The following is a 16,985-nucleotide window of genomic DNA, read 5'->3' on the forward strand; positions in this document are numbered from 1 at the left end:
CGAGTATCTCAGGCCGCCCGTGCCGAGAACCCGTCGAGGTCGGCCGGAGGCGGCGCCCCTGCCGGGCGCGATGGGGAGTGCAGGCGGTCCGCGCGGGCTCAGTTTCCGCGGAAGGTGCGGCGGAGCGTGAGGCGGACGTCCCGGGCGGCCTGCCGCATCGTCCGCCGGACCGCGCCGGCGGGTTCGCGCACCGACACCCGCCACGCCGCGCGGACGCCGTGCCCGATCGGGCGCAGGACGCTCGCCCGCACCCAGCGCGCGGGCGCGACGATCACGACCTGGACCGGGGTGACGACGAGCGTCCGCCAGAGCCACCGGAGGACGCGGGACGCGAGCCGCCACGTCCCCACGGCTCCCGCGACGACCGGAGCCAGGACGTATCGCCACAATGCCCGAGCCGGAAGGACGAACAGCACGCGTCCCAGCCGGCGTAGGCAGCGGCCGAGCAGCCGCCATGACCAGACCAGGCCGTCCGCGAAGGCGCGCAGGCCGGACGCGAGGACGCTCCCGAGCGCGCCGAGGACCGCGAGCGCGCCGCGCCCGAGCCACGCGAGGCCGAGCAGCGGCGGGCGGAGAACGTACCGCCACAGCAGCACCGCCGGCAGGACCACGAGCACGCCGAGGAGGAACCCGATCCCCTGGAAGAGCAGGGTGAACCCGCGTCCGGTGATCGCGAGCAGCCAGGCCAGCCCCCGGCCGATCGCCAGCAGCGGACGGAGCAGGGCGAACTCCAGCAGCCGGCCGATGCCGCGTCCGATCAGCGCGAGGAACCGGCCGACCGGGGCGATCAGCACGCGGTGGAACCAGCGCGCCAGCCGCCCGGACCCGCGTCCGAACCACCGCAGGAACCCGAGGATCACCACGACGGCGAGCCAGCGCAGCGGCCGGACCAGGAGAAGGCCGAGCAGCGCGCCGATCCCGCGTCCGATGGCCGCGGCCAGGCGTCCGGCGGGGGCGAGCAGCCACCCGTACAGCGCGAAGCCGATGCCGCGCAGGATCCGTCCGATGAAGCGGGCCAGCCGTCCCGGCACCCGGGTCAGGGCGTGCCATGCCCGGCGGATCCCGCGGCCGACCAGCACGAACAGGTCGTGGACGAGGCGCAGCGGCAGCACGACGACCAGCGCGACGATCCGTGCCGGGACGACGATCCACGCCGGGCCGGTCCGCGCCGGAACCGGCTCCTTGCTCAGGTCGATCGTGCCGCCCGCAGGCTCGTGTCCGGTCACCGCTGCCTTCCTTGCCGGTCTTCGCCCGCTTTGACCCGTTCTGCGGGCGTCCGGTTCCCGGCTTGAACCCATCCGCGCGGCTCACCGTACTGCTCGTCGATCCGGGAGAGCGGTGCGGCGGCTCGTCCGCGATCGACGTACGGGACCTGGACCGGAGCCGGGCCCTGACGACCTGGAGGGACGACACCATGAAATTTCCACGCTGGGTGATCCCCGTCGCGGCCGCCCTCACCGCCTCGGGGCTGGTGCTGAGCGCCTGCGGGCAGGAGCGGGCCGGGGGGAGGCAGAACACGGCCGCGGGCTCCCAGGCGCAGGCCGCGCCGCCCGCCGACGCGCCCGCCGCCGCACCGGCCGCGCTGGAGGTCGCCAGCGTCACCAGACTCGGCAAGGTCGTCACGGACGGCGACGGCCGGACGCTGTACCGGTTCGACAGCGACACGGCCCGCCCGCCCGCTTCCACCTGCGCGGGCGCGTGCGCGAAGGCGTGGCCGCCGGTGGCGGCGGGCACGGCGGAGACGAGGGTCGAGGGCGTCCAGCAGTCGCTGGTCGGCAAGGTGAAGCGGCCGGACGGGACCTGGCAGGTCACGCTCGGCGGATGGCCGCTGTACCGGTTCGCCAAGGACCAGAGCCCCGGCGACGTCAAGGGCCAGGGCGTGGGCGGCACCTGGTACGCCGCGTCCCCGACGGGCAAGAAGGCCGCCCCGGTCAAGAAGGCCGCCGACAAGCGCTGGAAGGGCTGGACGGTCGTCAAGGCGAAGAAGGACCCGAAGCTCGGCCTCATCCTGACCGACGGCGACGGCCGGACGCTCTACCGCTTCGACAAGGACACCGACAAACCGCCGACCACCAACTGCTTCGGCGCCTGCAAGAAGGCATGGCCGCCGGCGACCTTCAAGGGCTGGAAGAAGCTCAAGCTCGAAGGCGTCAGCAGAAAGGCCGTCAACTTCATCGAGCGCAAGGACGACGGGAAATGCCAGCTCACCATCAACGGCTGGCCCATGTACTACTACGAGAAGGACGAGCAGCCCGGCGACACGAACGGCCAGGGCGTCGGCGGGGTCTGGTGGGCGACCACCCCGACCGGCAAGAGGGCCGCCGCCACCGGCTCGAACACCGGTGACGGAGGCGGCGGCTACGGCTCGGACGGCGGCTACTAGCGGGGCGCCGCAAGCGCCCGCACAGGCGAAGGCGCGGAGGACTCGCGGATCGGTCGGGGTCCGCGATCCCTCCGCGCCTTCTTTTTCGCCGGCGTTAAAGCGAGCGTTTCCGAGGAAAGCGGGCCGAAATCGCGTCCTTTCGCGGGACGGGACGCCGCCGCACAACTGAAACCCATGTGGCCTATGAGGTAGGTCATTGTCACCCCGGACATATTTCGTTTGACCTAGGACATACCGCATCTCGACAGTGGCCAGGCGCGATGTTCGCATGGAGATCCGGTCCCGCCGCGGGTGCGGCCCGCGGACGTGCTCGCAGCCTGGTGGGAGGCTTCGGGAGGCCCGCATGGTCGAGCGAGTCGGACGAGTGGGGGCGGGCGCGCCGGGACGTCCCCGGCGGCGGGGCGGAGCGGCCGGGTCGCACGGGCCGCCGGGGCTCCTGCGGGCGGCGGTGGCGCTGGTCCTCGCGGCCGGCGGGCTCGCGGGGTGCGGGAGCGACGGCGGGCCTCCGAAGCTCACCTGGTACATCAACCCCGACAACGGCGGGCAGGCGGCCATCGCCGAGTCCTGCACCCGGGCCGCGGGCGGGAAGTACCGGATCGAGACGTCGCTGCTGCCCAGCGACGCGACCCAGCAGCGCGAGCAGCTGATCCGGCGGCTCGCCGCCAAGGACTCCGGGCTCGACCTCATGAGCCTGGACCCCGTGTTCGTCGCGGAGGCCGCCAACGCCGGGTTCCTCCGTCCGTTCACCGGGAGCGAGGCGGCGCCGCTGACCGAGGGCGTGTTCGACACGGCGGTGCAGAGCTCGACGTGGGAGGGCAAGCTCTACGCGGCGCCGTTCTGGGCCAACACCCAGCTGCTCTGGTACCGCAAGTCGGTGGCGCGGAAGGCGGGCATCGACCCGTCCGCACCCGGCTTCACGTGGGACGCGCTGATCGACGCGGCCGTCCGCACCGGCACCACCATCGGCGTGCAGGGAAACCGGTACGAGGGGTACACGGTCTGGATCAACTCGCTGATCGCGTCCGCGGGCGGCCGGATCCTCAGCGACGCCGAGAAGGGCGACAAGGCCGCCATCGACATCGACTCGCCGGCCGGGCGGCAGGCGGCGTCGATCATCTCCAGGCTGGCGCGGTCGACGGCGGCGAGCCCGACGCTGTCCACCGACATCGAGGAGCAGTCCCGGTCGACGATCAACGGTCCGCGCGGCGGCTTCCTGCTCAACTGGGGCTACGTGTGGCGGGCCGAGAAGGGCGACGCCGAGGCGGGCGCGATCGACGAGAACGTCGTCGGCGACCTGGGGTGGGCCCGGTACCCGCGGGCGGACCCGGGCAAGGAGAGCAAGCCGCCGTTCGGCGGAATCGAGATCGGGGTCGGCGCGTACGGCGAGCACCGCGACGACCTGGCGATCGAGGCGGTCGCGTGCATCACGTCCCCGGCGAACATGAAGCGGTACATGCTCGACGAGGGCAACGTCGCCGCCCGTCCCGCGATCTTCGACGATCCGGACGTCCTCAAGGAGTTCCCGATGGCCCCGCTGATGCGGGACTCCATCGCCGCGGCGGCGCCGCGTCCCGCCACGCCCTACTACGCGGACGTGTCCGGCGCCATCCAGAACCGGTGGCACCCGCCGGCGTCGGTGGACCCGGCGAGCACGCCGCGGAAGTCCGCCGAGTTCATCCGCGAGGTCCTGCAAGGCAAGGCCCTGCTCTAACGGAGGTGTGCGGATGACGTCCGCAGATACGGCGCTCAAGCGTCCGGCCGGCGCCCCCGTCCGGGCGGAGATCTCCGACCGCGGCCGGGCCGAGCGCAGGCTGGGGCTGCTGCTGTCGGCACCCGCCGTGGTCGTGATGCTGCTGGTCACCGCGTACCCGCTGATCGACGCGCTGTACCAGTCGCTGTTCAGCTACCGGATCACCGCGCCGGACGACCGGCGGTTCGTCGGCCTCGGCAACTACGCGACGGCGCTGTCCGACCCGCTGTTCTGGCAGACCGTGCTCACCACCCTGATCATCACCGTGGTCACGGTGGGCGTGGAGCTGGTCATCGGGTTCGCGCTGGCCATGGTGATGCACCGCGCCGTGTTCGGGCGGCGGACGGTGCGGACCGCGATCCTGCTGCCGTACGGCATCGTCACGGTCATCTCGGCGTTCGCGTGGAAGTACGCGTTCGACGTCCAGTCGGGGTTCGTGAACTCCTGGTTCGGGCTCGGCGACTTCGCCTGGTTCTCCGACCGCTGGGCCGCGCTGTTCGTGATCGTCCTGTCGGAGATCTGGAAGACGACGCCGTTCGTGTCGCTGCTGCTGCTCGCCGGGCTGGCGCAGGTGCCGCGCGACCTCGGCGAGGCCGCCACGGTGGACGGCGCGACGGCGTGGCAGCGGCTGAAGCGGGTCACGATCCCGAACATGAAGGCCGCGATCCTCGTCGCGGTGCTGTTCCGGACGCTGGACGCGTGGCGGATCTTCGACAACGTCTTCATCATGACGTCCGGCCAGGAGAAGACGCAGGTGCTGTCGTTCCTGACCTACCAGCAGATCATCACCCGGACGGAGCTCGGCCTCGGCAACGCCGTCGGCGTGCTGCTGTTCCTGTCGGTGGTGCTGATCGCGGCCGTGTTCATCAAGGGGTTCCGGGTGGACCTCTCCCAAGTGCGAGGTGACCGCTGATGGAGTCGGCACGTTCGAAGTCGCTGTGGATCGTCGCCTCGCTGCTGATCCTGGTGTGGACGGCGTTCCCGATCCTGTGGATCGTGATGCTGTCGTTCAAGACGCCCAGCGAGATCGGCAACGTCCAGGGGTTCTTCCCCCAGGACTGGACGTGGCAGAACTACGAGACGGTCTTCAAGACCGACCTGTTCACCTCCGCGCTGATCAACTCGATCGGCATCTCGCTGATCGCGACGTTCGTCGGGGTGGTGTTCGCGACGCTCGTCGCGTACGCGATCGCCCGGCTGGAGTTCCCCGGCAAGAAGATCATCCTGTCGTTCGCGCTGGCCATCGCGATGTTCCCGGTGGTGTCGCTGGTCGGGCCGCTGTTCGACCTGTGGCGCGACATCGGCCTGTACGACACGTGGCCGGGCCTGATCATCCCCTACATCTCGTTCGCGCTGCCGCTCGCGATCTGGACGCTGTCGGCGTTCTTCCGCGAGATCCCGTGGGAGATGGAGCAGGCCGCGCAGGTGGACGGCGCCACCACCTGGCAGGCGTTCCGGAAGGTGATCGTCCCGCTGGCGGCGCCCGGCGTGTTCACCGCGGCGATCCTGACCTTCTTCTTCTGCTGGAACGACTTCGTCTTCGGGATCTCGCTGACGTCCACCGACAGCGCCCGGCCGGTGCCGGCGGCGCTGGCGTTCTTCACCGGCGAGTCGTACTTCGAGCAGCCCACGACCGCGATCTGCGCCGCCGCCGTGGTGGTCACCGTCCCGGTCGTGCTCATCGTCCTGGCGTTCCAGCGCCGCATCGTGGCCGGGCTGACGTCCGGCGCCGTCAAAGGCTGAGAGGAATCATGGCCGCCATCTCCATGAAGAACATCGTCAAGCGGTACGGCGACGGCTTCCCGGCCGTGAACGACGTGTCCCTGGACGTCAAGGACGGCGAGTTCATGATCCTGGTCGGGCCGTCCGGCTGCGGGAAGTCGACGCTGCTGCGGATGATCGTCGGGCTGGAGGACATCACGTCCGGCGAGATGGTCATCGGCGAGAAGGTCGTCAACAAGGTCGCGCCGCGGCAGCGGAACCTGTCGATGGTGTTCCAGAACTACGCGCTGTACCCGCACCTCACCGTGTTCGAGAACATCGCGTTCCCGCTGCGCCTCGCCAAAGTGACGGACGACGAGGTGCGGCGGCGCGTCAAGGAGACCGCCGAACTGCTGGAATTGACCGAGCATCTCGACCGCAAGCCGGCGAACCTGTCCGGCGGGCAGCGGCAGCGGGTCGCGATGGGGCGCGCGATCGTCCGGCAGGCGGACGCGTTCCTCTTCGACGAGCCGTTGTCGAACCTGGACGCGAAACTGCGCGGGCAGATGCGCACCGAGATCGCCCGGTTGCAGCGCCGCCTCGGCGTCACCACCGTTTACGTCACGCACGACCAGACGGAGGCGATGACGCTCGGCGACCGGGTCGCGGTGCTCCGCAAGGGCGTTCTGCAGCAGGTCGGAAGCCCGCGCGAACTGTACGAGGAGCCCGTCAACCTGTTCGTGGCGGGATTCATCGGGTCGCCGTCGATGAACTTCCTGCCCGCGTCCGTGGACGGGACGTTCCTGGAGACGCCGCTCGGCCGTTTCGAACTGCGGGACGAGCGAAAGGCCGCCGCGATCGGCGACCGTTCGGTGGTGCTGGTGGGAATCCGTCCGGAGCACTTCGAGGACGCCTTTCTGGTCGGCGAGGAGAAACGGGCGAAGGGCAGCATCGTCCGGGCCCGGGTGGACGTCACCGAATGGCTGGGCAACGAGCTGTACGCCTACGTCCCGTACGAGGCGCCCGAGGATCTGGCCGCCCGGCTGCGCGACCTCTCGCGGGAACTCGACAGCGACCAGTTGCGCACCCAGGCCGTCGTGGCGCTGGACGCGGCCAGCCTGATCTCGCCGGGGCGCGAGGCGGAGCTGTGGATCGACACCACCAGGGCGCACATCTTCGACCCGTCCACCGGCGAGAACCTCACCCGGGACGAGGAGCGCGTCGCGCAGCTCGGCCGGCTCGCCGAGGAGTCGCGCGAGGCGCAGCGGGAAGCGCAGCGCGAGCCCGCGCCGGGCGCGTCCGTGGCGGAGCCGTGAGCCGACGGGGCGACTGCTCGCTGTCGAACGTCGCGCGTGGCCGAGCCCGGCCGCCACCGCCGCATCCTCATGGCCCGCACCGGGCTGGACGCCCAGGAGAAGCAGGCCCGCCGCCTCCTCAACGACATCGCGGGCTTCCGCGGCCATCTGGAGCGCGTCCGCGGCGGGCCCGTCCCCGAGGTGGTGGCCTCCAACCGGTGGCTCGCCGAGGTGTACGAGCCGGTCGTCGGCGCGGTCCCGGCCGGGCTGCGCGACCGCCTGGACGAGGTCGAACTGTTCCACGAGGTGCTCGAACACCGCTGGTTCCTGTCGGAGAAGTCGGGCCGGGACGTCGGGACCACGGCCGCCGCGCGCGACTACTTCGCGTCCGTCCTGCCCTCCGTCCCGGCGGACCTGACCGAGACCGGCCGTCCCCCGGACAGGACGAGTTGATCATCTCTCGCCCGCGAGTACGCGATCCACCGGATCCCCGGCTCCGCCGCTAGCCGACCTCGTCGTCGCGGAGGTTGAACGGGCGGCAGCCGTGGTGCCCGCTGTTCGGGGCCAGCCCTTCGCGCGTGACCAGATGATCGGTGCCGTAGCCGCGCCGCTGCTGGTAGGCCCAGTAGGCGGTGCGCCGCCCGCTGGTCCACCTCTCGAAGATCAGCACTTCGCGGACGCCGGCGCCGCCGCTCGCCTTGATGACGAGATCACCCGGCCGCAGCGCCGCCTGCGGGACGTGGCGGCAGTACGACGCCTCCAGGAGCGCCGAGTTCGGGCCCGGTTTCGGGAGCCGCAGCACCATCGACGCGTAGCCGGAGCCGTCCGTCCGGTAGCCCTGGTAGCTGGCCGTCTGGTCGTACGGCACGCGCTTCGGGCCGTGCGGATGCCACGCCCGCGTCCGCGCCAGGGCCTCCTGCCGCGTGATCGCCCTGACCTGCGGGCGGGCCGTCCCGGCGGCGGGCGGCGCGCCGCCGTCTCCGGACACCGGCGTCCCGCGCAGGGCCGCGCCGAGCGCCACCCCGCCGGCCCCGGCGGTGACCGTGCACCCCGCGACGGCGGCGAGGAACAGGACCCGCCGCCGGCCCCTGCCCGGCCGCTCCGCCTCCGCCACGGGGGCCGCCGTGTCCGGCGGGGCGGCGGCCGTGCTCGGTGGCGGATCGGACGGCTGATCCTTCGAGGGCCGGCGGCGCGCCTGGTCGGCTATCTCCCAGAGGATCTCGAGGCGGCGGACGTCCGCGCCGCAGAGGTCGGCCAATGACGCGACCGCGTCCACGGGGATCCACGTCTCGCCGCTGAGCCAGCGCCCCCAGGACGATCGGCTCGCATGGGTCCTGCGTTCGAGGGCGCGGAGGTCGTACCCGGACTCCTCTTTCAGGTCGCGCAGTTCGGTGAGCAGGGTGCGCACCGCCTCCGGCAGCCCGTCGGGCAGCGGAGTCGGCGGTCGGCTTCGGCTCATTCGCGATTCTCCCGCAGGTCATACCGCCGGTCGGGAAGTCGCCGGCCCATATGTGCGCATCGGAACTCGGTCAGCGCCGCCCACATTATGCCCGCTCCCGAGATGTTGTGGCGGGATATGCCGTTGATCACCCACGGTCCGCCATTGCGCACCCAAGGTGATCGTCGCGAGTCGTCGAATTCTGTCCCGCCGTCCCGCCGACGACCGGAGCGCGGCGGAGATTGTGCAGGTCAGCGCTGTCCCGGACGGCGCGTGTCCCAACTTCCCGGAGAAGTTGGCGAATGCGGCAATGCGGTCCCTAGGGTTTGCCGAGTCGATCGACGGCTCCCCCTCGGCGTCCCTCGCGGGACGCAATTCCGCAGCCATTCACGGAGGATTATCAATGGCTTCCCCCCGCACCCTTCTCATCGGCGCCAGCGCGCTGGCGCTGGCCGGCGGCACGGCCTTCGGCCTGGCCGGGGCCACCACGTCCGCCGCGCCGGCGGCGCCCGTCCGGGGCGTCCAGTTGCAGGCGGCGGACGGCCAGGTGGCGGTGGCCGCCGTCCCGAAGGTCACCCGCGCCCAGGTCATCTCCCGGGCCAAGACCTGGCACCCGCACACCAGCAGCCGCGTGCCCTACAGCCAGTCGAGGACCCACGGCGGCTACCGGACCGACTGCTCGGGCTACGCGTCGATGACGCTGCGGCTGCCCAAGCCCGGCCCCAACACGGTCGGCCTCGCGTCGTCCACGTACAGCAAGCGCATCAAGATGTCCCAGCTGAAGAAGGGCGACCTGATCATCGACGCGATCGGGAGCAACACCACCCGGCACGTCGTCATCTTCGAGAAGTGGACGTCCGGCAAGCACACCGCCTACTGGGCGTACGAGCAGCGCGGCGGCTACGGCACCGACCACCGCACCCGCACGTACGGCCTTTCCAGCGGCAGCCAGTACAAGGCGTACCGGCCGAAGAACCTCACATGAGCTGACCGCCCCCCGCGAAACGCCCGGCCGGGCTCCCCGGCCGGGCGTTTCACGTCAGGGGGTCTCCGTGATCTGCCACCGGCCCACATCGCGGTGGCCGGAGTCGTAGACGACCGACTCGTCGCCGGCCTTCAACTCGTAATGCCGGACGTTCCCCGCCCAGTACCGCAGGATGCGCCCCAGTTCCTTGGCGGCATCCTCGGCGACGGCGCCCTCGCTCAGATCGACCTCGAGCACGAACTTCACGCTCTCACCTCCACCATGAATCCTGTCATTGAGACGCCTAGTGAAGGTTTGGCCGCGCTGCCCCCTTGCTGGGTGGAGCAAGCACCGGGGAACCCTCAAACCTGGTGCACCTCAGCGGAGGCTTCGCGCATTTCGTGTTAGTGTCGATTGTCATGAAAAGGTCGTACACCCAGCGGGCCAGGGCGCAGTCGGCCGAGGCGAACCGGCGGCGGATCCTGGACGCCGCCGTGACGCTGCTGAGCTCGCGGCTGCGCTCGGACATCCGGCTGGAGGACGTGGCCGCCGAGGCGGGCGTGAGCGTGCCGACGGTGCTGCGGGCGTACGGCAGCCGGGCGCGGCTGATCGAGCTGGCGCTGGAGAAGGTGCTCGAAGGGATGGGCGCCGAGCTGGAGCGGCCCGAGCCGGGGGACGTCGCGGGTTCGGTGACGGCGTGGTTCGACCACTACGAGAGGTTCGGCGACGCGGTGGTGCGCAACCTCGCGGACGAGTCCGACCCCGCCGCGGCGCCGATCGTCCGGCTCGGGCGGACCCTGCACCGGCGGCATGTCGAGCGCCAGCTCGGCCCGCGGCTGGCGGCGGTCCCCGAGGAGCGCCGCGCGACGGTCGTCGACGCGCTGGTCTGCGTCTGCGACGTCTACACCTGGAAGCTGCTGCGCCGGGACATGGGACGTCCGAGGGACGGGGCCGAGGCGACGGTGGCGCTGCTGATCGAGTCCCTGCTGAAGGGGGAGTGACATGTCCGGTTGGTTGCTGCTGACCTGGGACGGGGCCGGGAACCAGGCCCCCATGACCGCGCTGGCTCAAGGGCTGGCGGCCCGGGGCCACGAGGTCGTGTTCGCCGGTTACGCAGGTCAGCGGGCCCGTTTCGAGAAGGCCGGGTTCGGCTTCCGGACGCTGCCCCGCGCCGCCGCGGGCTACCCCGCCGCGACGCCGCCGGACGGCTGGCTGCCCGCGCTGGCCGACGCGGTGTGGGCCTGCCGCGCGCAGGTGGCGGACGTCGAAGAGGCCCTGGCGGACGGCTCCTACGACGGAGTGGTCGCCGACTGCCTGATGTTCGGCGCGCTGGCCGCGCTGGAGACGTCCCCGATTCCGGCAACGGTGCTGGTGCACAGCGTGCCCGGGGCGCTCTGCCCGCCGGGCGAGGGCATGGACCCGATGCTGCTGCCCGCGGTCAACGCCCTGCGCGCCGCCATGGGCCGTCCCGCCGTCGAACGCCTGTGGGACGCGTGGACGCCCTTCCCCGCCCTCTGCGCCGGCATCCGCGAACTGGACCCGCTCGCCGGGCAGGCGCCCCCGTCGTTCGACTACGTCGGCCCGCTGTTCCAGGAGCAGCGGCCGTCCGGCTGGCGTCCGCCCTGGCCCGTGGACGACACCCGTCCGCTCGTGGTGGCCGGCTTCTCCACCGGGCTGGCGTGGGACCAGACGTCACGCCTCCAGCGCACCCTCGACGCGTTCGCAGGCGACGACTCGCACCGCCTGCTGGTCACCACCGGGGTGATGGACGCCGCCGGGCTGCGCGTGCCGGAGAACGCGACCGTCCTGCCGTGGCTGCCGCACGGCGAGATCCTCCCGCGGGCGGCGGCGGTCGTGACGCACGCGGGCCACGGCACCGTGAGCGCCGCCCTCGCCCACGGCGTGCCGCTCGTCGCGCTCCCCAACCCGGCCGCCGACCAGCCGATCCTCGCCCGGCGCACGGCCGGGCTGGGCGCCGGCATCGCCCTCGACGGCGAGGACGCCGGCCCGGCCGCCATCGCGGCGGCCGTCCGCACGGTGATCGGGGAGCCGTCCTACCGCGCGTCCGCGGCCTCCCTGGCCGACCGCATCGCCGCCGCGCCGGGCCTGGCGGGCGCGGTCGGCCGGCTCGAACGCCTGGTCCGTGCGGCGCCCCGCGCGTAGGCGGTCCAGCGGCGTCCGGCCGCCTTCAGGCGAGCGGTTTCACCAGCAGCTCGAACTGGAGGTCGTCCCGCTTGGGCAGGCCGAAGCGCTCGTCGCCGTAGGGGAACGGGCTCGTCTCCCCGGTCCGGACGTAGCCGCGCCGGACGTACCAGGCGATCAGGTCCTCCCGGACGCTGATCACCGTCATGTGCATCTCCTTCGCGCCCCACTCCTCGCGCGCGACCCGTTCCGCCTCGGCGAGGACCTTCTTGCCGAGGCCGCCGCGCTGAAGCGCGGGATCAACCGCGAACATGCCGAAATACGCGTGCCCGCCGCGGTCCTCCAGTTGGCAGCAGGCGACCAGGCCGCCGTCCGCCTCGGCGACCAGCATCCTGCTTCCGGGGCCGCCGAGGGCGTCGGCGACCATGTCCGGGTCGGTGCGCCGCCCGTCGAGGATGTCGGCTTCGGTGGTCCATCCGGTGCGGCTGGAGTCGCCCCGGTAGGACGACTCGACGAGCGTGACGAGCGCCGGGACGTCGGCCGGCGTCGCCGAACGGAAGGTGGGGTTCGCAAGGCTCACGAACGGGACTCTAACGCCGGACCGCGCGGACCCGCCGACCTGGCCCGGAACGACCGGCCCGCGGACGGCCCGCCCCGTCGCTACGCGCCGTCGCCCGCCTGGTCGACGCGGCAGTCGCCGCCGATCGGGCGGGTGATCGACCAGTGGCGGCGGAAGTGGCACTTCGACATCTTCCAGCGGCCGTCCTCGACGACGTACTCGTCGTCGTACTCGCCGGTGGTCACGGTCTCGGTGTTGTTCAGCAGGTTGACCTGGCGGAACTTCAGCGTCCAGCGGCCGGACGCGGTCGTCTCGCCGTGGACGGTGATGTCCGGGTGCATCGCGTGGTGCATGTCGAGGACGGCGTGCCCGCCGTCGACCCGCTGGAGCGCGATGCGCTCGAAGACCCGCGCCATGCCGTCGGCGTCGTCGAAGGCGCCGAGCCGGCCGTAGTCGACGGAGGCGCCGGACGCGATGAAGCACGCCCGGAACCCCTTCGGGTCCTTGGCGTCGCAGGCGCGCAGGTAGCGGTGCTTGAGGGCCTTGATGTCCTCGATGGCCTCCAGGCGGGCGATGCGCGCGGCGAGGTCGGGGCTCGGCATGGTCAGCGACTCTCGTCCGGCGGGGGGTGGCGCGTCCAGTGGTGTCCCGGTGAACGGGAGGGGAGGAGATCGCGGCGGGACGGACGCCGAGGATCGTCGGTATGAGCCTTGGCGAGGAGGACGTCCGGCACCGGATGCTCGACGTCGGCGACATCGCGCTTCACGTGGTCGAGCAGGGACCGGGGGACGGGCTTCCGGTGGTGATGTGCCACGGGTTCCCCGGGCTCTGGTACAGCTGGCGCCATCAGCTTCCGGCGCTGGCGGCGGCCGGGCATCGGGCCATCGCCGTCGACATGCGCGGTTATGGCCGGAGCGGTCGTCCCGCCTCGCCGGGGGAGTACGACCGGCGGCGCACCGCCGCCGACATGGTCGGGCTCTTGGACGGGCTCGGCATCGAGGAAGCCGTGTTCGCCGGACACGACTTCGGAGCCGCTCTCGTCTGGGACCTGCCCCAGTGGGCCCCCGGACGGGTCAAGGCGCTGATGCAGTTGAGCGTCCCGCGCATGCCCGTTTCAACGCGTCCGCCCACTGAGATCTATGCGCGGATGGCCGAACGGCACTTCGTCCATGTGCACTACTTCCAGGAGGAGGGGCCCGCAGACGATGAGCTGGGGGCGGCCCCTGACCGCTTCCTGGCGAACATCTTCTGGGCACTCAGCGGCGGATACCGATACCTCGACATCTGGCGGCACCCCAGCGAAGGCAACGGCTACCTCGACGTGCTGCCCGAGGCCCCGCCCCTGCCCTGGCCGTGGCTGTCGCAGGACGAGTTCGCGTACTACGCCGATGAGTTCCGCCGGACGGGCTTCACCGGTGGCCTCAACTGGTATCGGGCCTACGACCACGTCTGGACGGAGAAGCAGAACCGTCCGGACGAGCCCGTCACCGTCCCGGCGATGTTCCTCGTAGGCGAACGTGACCCCGTCCTGCAGATGATGGGGTCGAACGCCTTGGACCAGATGAGGAGCCTGGTGCCGGGCCTGCGCGACGTCCATGTCATCGGTGGAGTGGGCCATTTCGTGCAGATGGAGGCGCCCGGTGAGGTCAACGAAGCCATGCTCGCCTTCCTCTCCCACCTCGCTTGACGCGGCCCGCCCCGGGGGTAAGCACAGGTCAGCGGGGTAGCAACAGCACTGTGGCCGACCCGGCGGAAGCGCGGGGCCTCAGAAGCAGCAGGGACGGGGGAACCCGAGATGAGCAAGGAACCCACCAGCGGCGCCGCCGAAGCGGACATCAGGCGGCGCATCCACCGCGTCGGGACCGGAGCGAGCGACGCCCCCGGGCACCTCGACACCGACGCCGACGCCGCCCCGGGCACCGAGGACGCCGAGAAGGACGTGGCGGGACGCATCCGGCGCGTCGGGACGGGCGGCAGCGACCACCCGAGAAGGGGCGACTGACCCGGCCGACCGGCCGACCGGCGGGCGCGGCGGCGCCCGCGCCCGCCTGCCCGCCTCACGCGAGAAAGATCTCCAACGTGCGTTCGTAGAGGTCGGAGCCGTCCTCCCCGGGCATCAGGTAGCCGCCCACCCACGACCGCAGCATGAGCCGGGCGCGCAGCCGCGCGTCCGCGGCGCCGAACCCGAGATCGTCCAGGCAGGCGGCGATGTGCCCGAGCAGCGCCCGGTCGGCGAGCCGCACCGCCTCCTCCGCCGCCGGCTCGTGCTGCGCCCACAGCCGCATCGCCCGGTCGATGGGCGCGATCTCCCGGCCGAGCGCCTGGATGCGGCGCAGCCGCTCGCGCGGGTCGGCGGTGCTGCCGAGGGACAGGCCGAGCACCTCGTCCGTCCGCTCGTGCGCCCACCGGTCGAGCAGGGCGCGCATCAGCTCGGGACGGTCCGTGAAATGCCAGTAGAAGCTGCCCTTGGTGACGCCGAGCCGCGCCGCGAGCGCGTTGATCGTCACGCCGCGCTCGCCGGCGCGGGCCAGCTCCTGGTAGGCCGCCTCGATCCAGTCCCGCCGCGCCACCTTCGCGCGGGTCGTCACGCCCACCGCCGGTCAGACGAGGACGACCGGGCCGGGGTCCAGGCCCAGCCCGATCCGGCCGTAGAGGGCATAGGCCGCGTCCGGGTCGAACACCACATGGCCAGAGATCGTATTCACATCCCGCTGCGCCCGCTGGAACGGGGAGGCGGTGAACTGCGCGCTCGCGCCCGCGGCGGAGCACAGCTCGTTCACGACCCGCCGGGACGTCGCCGCCACGTGCGCCGCGACCAGCCGGGCCCGCGCCCGGTCCGTCATGCCGAGGGCGCGGCCCTCGGCGACGGCGTCCGTCACGTCCCGCAGCGCGCCCTCCAGGAGCAGCCGCGCGGCGGACAGGTCCGCGGTCGCCGCGGCGAACCGGATCTGCCCGCTCATCAGGTCGCGCTGCCGCTCCCCGCTGTAGGCCATCACCCGGGTCGTCATCCGCTCGGTGAACCGCGCCAGCACCCCCTCGGCCGCACCGAGCACGGGCGCCGCGCCGGTCAGCGCGAACACCGGCACCAGCGGCGTCCGGTAGAGGGGCCCGGGATGGACGTGCGAGCCGGGCGAGCGCCCCTCGGTCAGCTCCAGCAGCGGAACCGACCGGTGCTCGGGGACGAACACGCCCGGCACCTCGATGTCGTTGCTGCCCGTCCCTCGCATCCCGCTCGTGTGCCACACGTCGTGGACGGTGACGTCGTCGCGCGGCATCAGGAACAGCCTCGGCTCGATCGTGTCGTCCACGGTGACCAGCGCCATGACCATCACGTGGTCGGCGTGCATGACCCCGCTGCCCCATCCCCAGCGGCCGGTGACGGTGTGGCCGCCGTCCGCGGGTTTCGCGGTGCCGGACGGCGACAGGACGCACGGGATCAGCGCGTGCGGCCGCTCCGCCCAGACCTCGGCCTGCGCCCGCTCGGGGAACAGCCCGACCATCCAGTTGTGCAGGGTGTAGATCACCGACAGCCAGCCGGTGGACGCGCAGGCCGCGCCCGCCTCCCGGCAGGCCGCCGCCATCGCGGCGAAGCCCAGCTCGGGCCCGCCGAACCGCTGGGGGACCAGCATGCCGAACAGGCCCGTGGCCGCGAGGTCCGCGATGGTCTCGTCCGGCAGCCGGCGCGCGGCCTCGGCCGCCTCGGCGCGCTCCGCCAACTGGGGCGCGAGCTCCCGCACGCGCCGCACGATCTCGTCTCCATACTCCATGGTACGGAGACCATACTCCTAAGTATGGTCGAGGGACAGGCCCGTCCCGCGGCCGGACGCGTCGCGACGGCGGGTCAGCCGGCGCGCCCGGTGCCGGCCGACCGGGCGGCGGGCGAGGCGGCCAGGTAGTCCAGCGCCTTCTGGGTGGAGCACTCGGTGGACGGGTGATAGCTCCGCCGCAGGTAGCGGCGCGCTGCGGCGATCATGAAGCGGTTCCCGGGCAGCAGGCCGCGGCGGACGGCGCGGCGGTAGTCGCGGACACGCGGCCGCACACCGTGCAGGGTGGGGTCCTTGGCGCACAGGAAGGCCGAGCCGGCGTAGACGGCCAGCGGCATCGCGAGCACACCGGCGAAGAAGGTCACGAACCGCCGCCAATAGGCGCCGGACACGTACTCGTACACGTCGAACGCGACCGAGCGGTGCTCGACCTCCTCGGCGCCGTGCCACCGCAGCAGGTCCATCATGGTGGGGTCGGCGCCGGCCTCGTCGAGCTCGCGGGCGTCCAGGATCCACTGGCCGAGCACGGCGGTGTAGTGCTCGATCCCGGCGATGATCCCGACGCGCAGGTTGAGCCAGCGCCTGCGCGAGATGATCCGCAGCGGCGGCCGGTCGCCGAGCAGGGTGGTGAACAGCCACTCGACCCTGCGGGTGAGCGGCCGCGGGTCCAGCCCGCGCTCCAGCATCTGGCGGTCGAGGACGCCCTGGTGGGAGTAGGCGTGCACGGCCTCCTGGCCCATGAAGCCCTTGACCTCCGCGCGCAGCCGGACCTCGTCCTCGCCGATCAGCGGCAGCGTCTGCTTGTAGACGTGCACGAACCAGCGCTCCCCGGCCGGCAGCAGCAGGTGCAGGGTGTTGATGAAGTGCGTGGCGACCGGCTCGCCGGGGATCCAGTGCAGCGGCGTGCCGCTCCAGTCGAACCGCACCCGCCGCGGGACGATCACGGGGTGCCGCTCGTCCATGCCGCCGGCGACCTGAGTTTCCGTCAT

General features: G+C 72.2%; 18 protein-coding genes and 1 pseudogene. 11 read left to right on the forward strand and 8 right to left on the reverse strand.

Annotated features, from left to right (window positions below; translation table 11 throughout):
• Positions 1 to 98: 98 nt before the first annotated feature.
• The gene (locus ACA511_RS04685; RefSeq protein WP_375022787.1) at positions 99 to 1,226 is read right to left on the reverse strand and encodes a hypothetical protein; all 1,128 of its coding nucleotides are present in this window, start codon (positions 1,224 to 1,226) and stop codon (positions 99 to 101) included.
• A 188-nt stretch (positions 1,227 to 1,414) separates the two neighbouring features.
• On the opposite strand from ACA511_RS04685, the gene ACA511_RS04690 reads away from it, so the two are divergent.
• The 6 genes and pseudogenes from ACA511_RS04690 to ACA511_RS04715 all read left to right on the forward strand — a co-directional run.
• Complete coding sequence (locus tag ACA511_RS04690; RefSeq protein WP_375022788.1) at positions 1,415 to 2,383, forward strand: hypothetical protein; 969 nt, start codon at positions 1,415 to 1,417, stop codon at positions 2,381 to 2,383.
• A gap of 343 nt (positions 2,384 to 2,726) precedes the next feature.
• Positions 2,727 to 4,094 (forward strand): extracellular solute-binding protein, encoded by a 1,368-nt coding sequence (locus ACA511_RS04695; protein WP_375022789.1) that lies wholly within the window; start codon positions 2,727 to 2,729, stop codon positions 4,092 to 4,094.
• Positions 4,095 to 4,107: 13 nt separating this feature from the next.
• Positions 4,108 to 5,046 carry a carbohydrate ABC transporter permease gene (locus tag ACA511_RS04700; RefSeq protein WP_375022790.1) on the forward strand — a complete coding sequence of 313 codons (939 nt, stop codon included), beginning with the start codon at positions 4,108 to 4,110 and terminating at the stop codon, positions 5,044 to 5,046.
• A complete protein-coding gene (locus ACA511_RS04705; RefSeq protein WP_375022791.1) occupies positions 5,046 to 5,876 on the forward strand; it encodes a carbohydrate ABC transporter permease in 831 nt (276 codons plus the stop codon). Before ACA511_RS04700 ends, ACA511_RS04705 begins: the two co-directional genes overlap by 1 nt.
• A gap of 8 nt (positions 5,877 to 5,884) precedes the next feature.
• Positions 5,885 to 7,150: an ABC transporter ATP-binding protein gene (locus ACA511_RS04710; RefSeq protein ID WP_375022792.1), complete on the forward strand. Its 1,266-nt coding sequence runs from the start codon at positions 5,885 to 5,887 to the stop codon at positions 7,148 to 7,150.
• Between the two features lie 18 nt (positions 7,151 to 7,168).
• A pseudogene (locus ACA511_RS04715) lies at positions 7,169 to 7,582 on the forward strand (DUF4032 domain-containing protein); the annotation flags it as partial.
• Between the two features lie 49 nt (positions 7,583 to 7,631).
• On the opposite strand, the gene ACA511_RS04720 reads toward ACA511_RS04715, so the two are convergent.
• Entirely contained in the window at positions 7,632 to 8,588 is a 957-nt protein-coding gene (locus ACA511_RS04720; RefSeq protein WP_375022793.1) for a helix-turn-helix domain-containing protein, read from the reverse strand.
• A gap of 382 nt (positions 8,589 to 8,970) precedes the next feature.
• Between ACA511_RS04720 and ACA511_RS04725 the strand changes: the two genes are divergently transcribed.
• The gene (locus tag ACA511_RS04725; RefSeq protein WP_375022795.1) at positions 8,971 to 9,552 is read left to right on the forward strand and encodes a hypothetical protein; all 582 of its coding nucleotides are present in this window, start codon (positions 8,971 to 8,973) and stop codon (positions 9,550 to 9,552) included.
• Between the two features lie 54 nt (positions 9,553 to 9,606).
• Here the strand turns inward: ACA511_RS04725 and ACA511_RS04730 are convergent, their stop codons facing one another.
• A complete protein-coding gene (locus ACA511_RS04730) occupies positions 9,607 to 9,798 on the reverse strand; it encodes a hypothetical protein (protein WP_375022796.1) in 192 nt (63 codons plus the stop codon).
• Between the two features lie 152 nt (positions 9,799 to 9,950).
• Between ACA511_RS04730 and ACA511_RS04735 the strand changes: the two genes are divergently transcribed.
• Together ACA511_RS04735 and ACA511_RS04740 are read left to right on the forward strand one after the other, a co-directional pair.
• The gene (locus ACA511_RS04735) at positions 9,951 to 10,532 is read left to right on the forward strand and encodes a TetR/AcrR family transcriptional regulator (RefSeq protein WP_375022797.1); all 582 of its coding nucleotides are present in this window, start codon (positions 9,951 to 9,953) and stop codon (positions 10,530 to 10,532) included.
• A gap of 1 nt (position 10,533) precedes the next feature.
• A complete protein-coding gene (locus ACA511_RS04740; RefSeq protein ID WP_375022798.1) occupies positions 10,534 to 11,694 on the forward strand; it encodes a glycosyltransferase in 1,161 nt (386 codons plus the stop codon).
• A 25-nt stretch (positions 11,695 to 11,719) separates the two neighbouring features.
• On the opposite strand, the gene ACA511_RS04745 is transcribed toward ACA511_RS04740, so the two are convergent.
• Complete coding sequence (locus ACA511_RS04745) at positions 11,720 to 12,253, reverse strand: GNAT family N-acetyltransferase (RefSeq protein ID WP_375022799.1); 534 nt, start codon at positions 12,251 to 12,253, stop codon at positions 11,720 to 11,722.
• An 80-nt stretch (positions 12,254 to 12,333) separates the two neighbouring features.
• Positions 12,334 to 12,834 (reverse strand): nuclear transport factor 2 family protein, encoded by a 501-nt coding sequence (locus tag ACA511_RS04750; RefSeq protein WP_375022800.1) that lies wholly within the window; start codon positions 12,832 to 12,834, stop codon positions 12,334 to 12,336.
• Positions 12,835 to 12,935: 101 nt separating this feature from the next.
• On the opposite strand from ACA511_RS04750, the gene ACA511_RS04755 reads away from it, so the two are divergent.
• Positions 12,936 to 13,919 (forward strand): alpha/beta fold hydrolase, encoded by a 984-nt coding sequence (locus tag ACA511_RS04755; RefSeq protein ID WP_375022801.1) that lies wholly within the window; start codon positions 12,936 to 12,938, stop codon positions 13,917 to 13,919.
• Positions 13,920 to 14,027: 108 nt separating this feature from the next.
• On the forward strand, positions 14,028 to 14,234 hold the full coding sequence (locus ACA511_RS04760; RefSeq protein ID WP_375022802.1) for a hypothetical protein: 207 nt from the start codon (positions 14,028 to 14,030) through the stop codon (positions 14,232 to 14,234).
• Positions 14,235 to 14,289: 55 nt separating this feature from the next.
• On the opposite strand, the gene ACA511_RS04765 is transcribed toward ACA511_RS04760, so the two are convergent.
• The 3 genes from ACA511_RS04765 to ACA511_RS04775 all read right to left on the reverse strand — a co-directional run bounded on the left by ACA511_RS04765 (position 14,290) and on the right by ACA511_RS04775 (position 16,985).
• A complete protein-coding gene (locus ACA511_RS04765) occupies positions 14,290 to 14,820 on the reverse strand; it encodes a TetR/AcrR family transcriptional regulator (protein ID WP_375022803.1) in 531 nt (176 codons plus the stop codon).
• Between the two features lie 12 nt (positions 14,821 to 14,832).
• The gene (locus ACA511_RS04770; protein ID WP_375022804.1) at positions 14,833 to 15,999 is read right to left on the reverse strand and encodes an acyl-CoA dehydrogenase family protein; all 1,167 of its coding nucleotides are present in this window, start codon (positions 15,997 to 15,999) and stop codon (positions 14,833 to 14,835) included.
• Between the two features lie 74 nt (positions 16,000 to 16,073).
• On the reverse strand, positions 16,074 to 16,985 hold the full coding sequence (locus ACA511_RS04775; protein ID WP_375022805.1) for a metal-dependent hydrolase: 912 nt from the start codon (positions 16,983 to 16,985) through the stop codon (positions 16,074 to 16,076).

It is taken from the genome of Actinomadura sp. GTD37, from assembly GCF_041951365.1.
Taxonomy (GTDB): domain Bacteria; phylum Actinomycetota; class Actinomycetes; order Streptosporangiales; family Streptosporangiaceae; genus Spirillospora.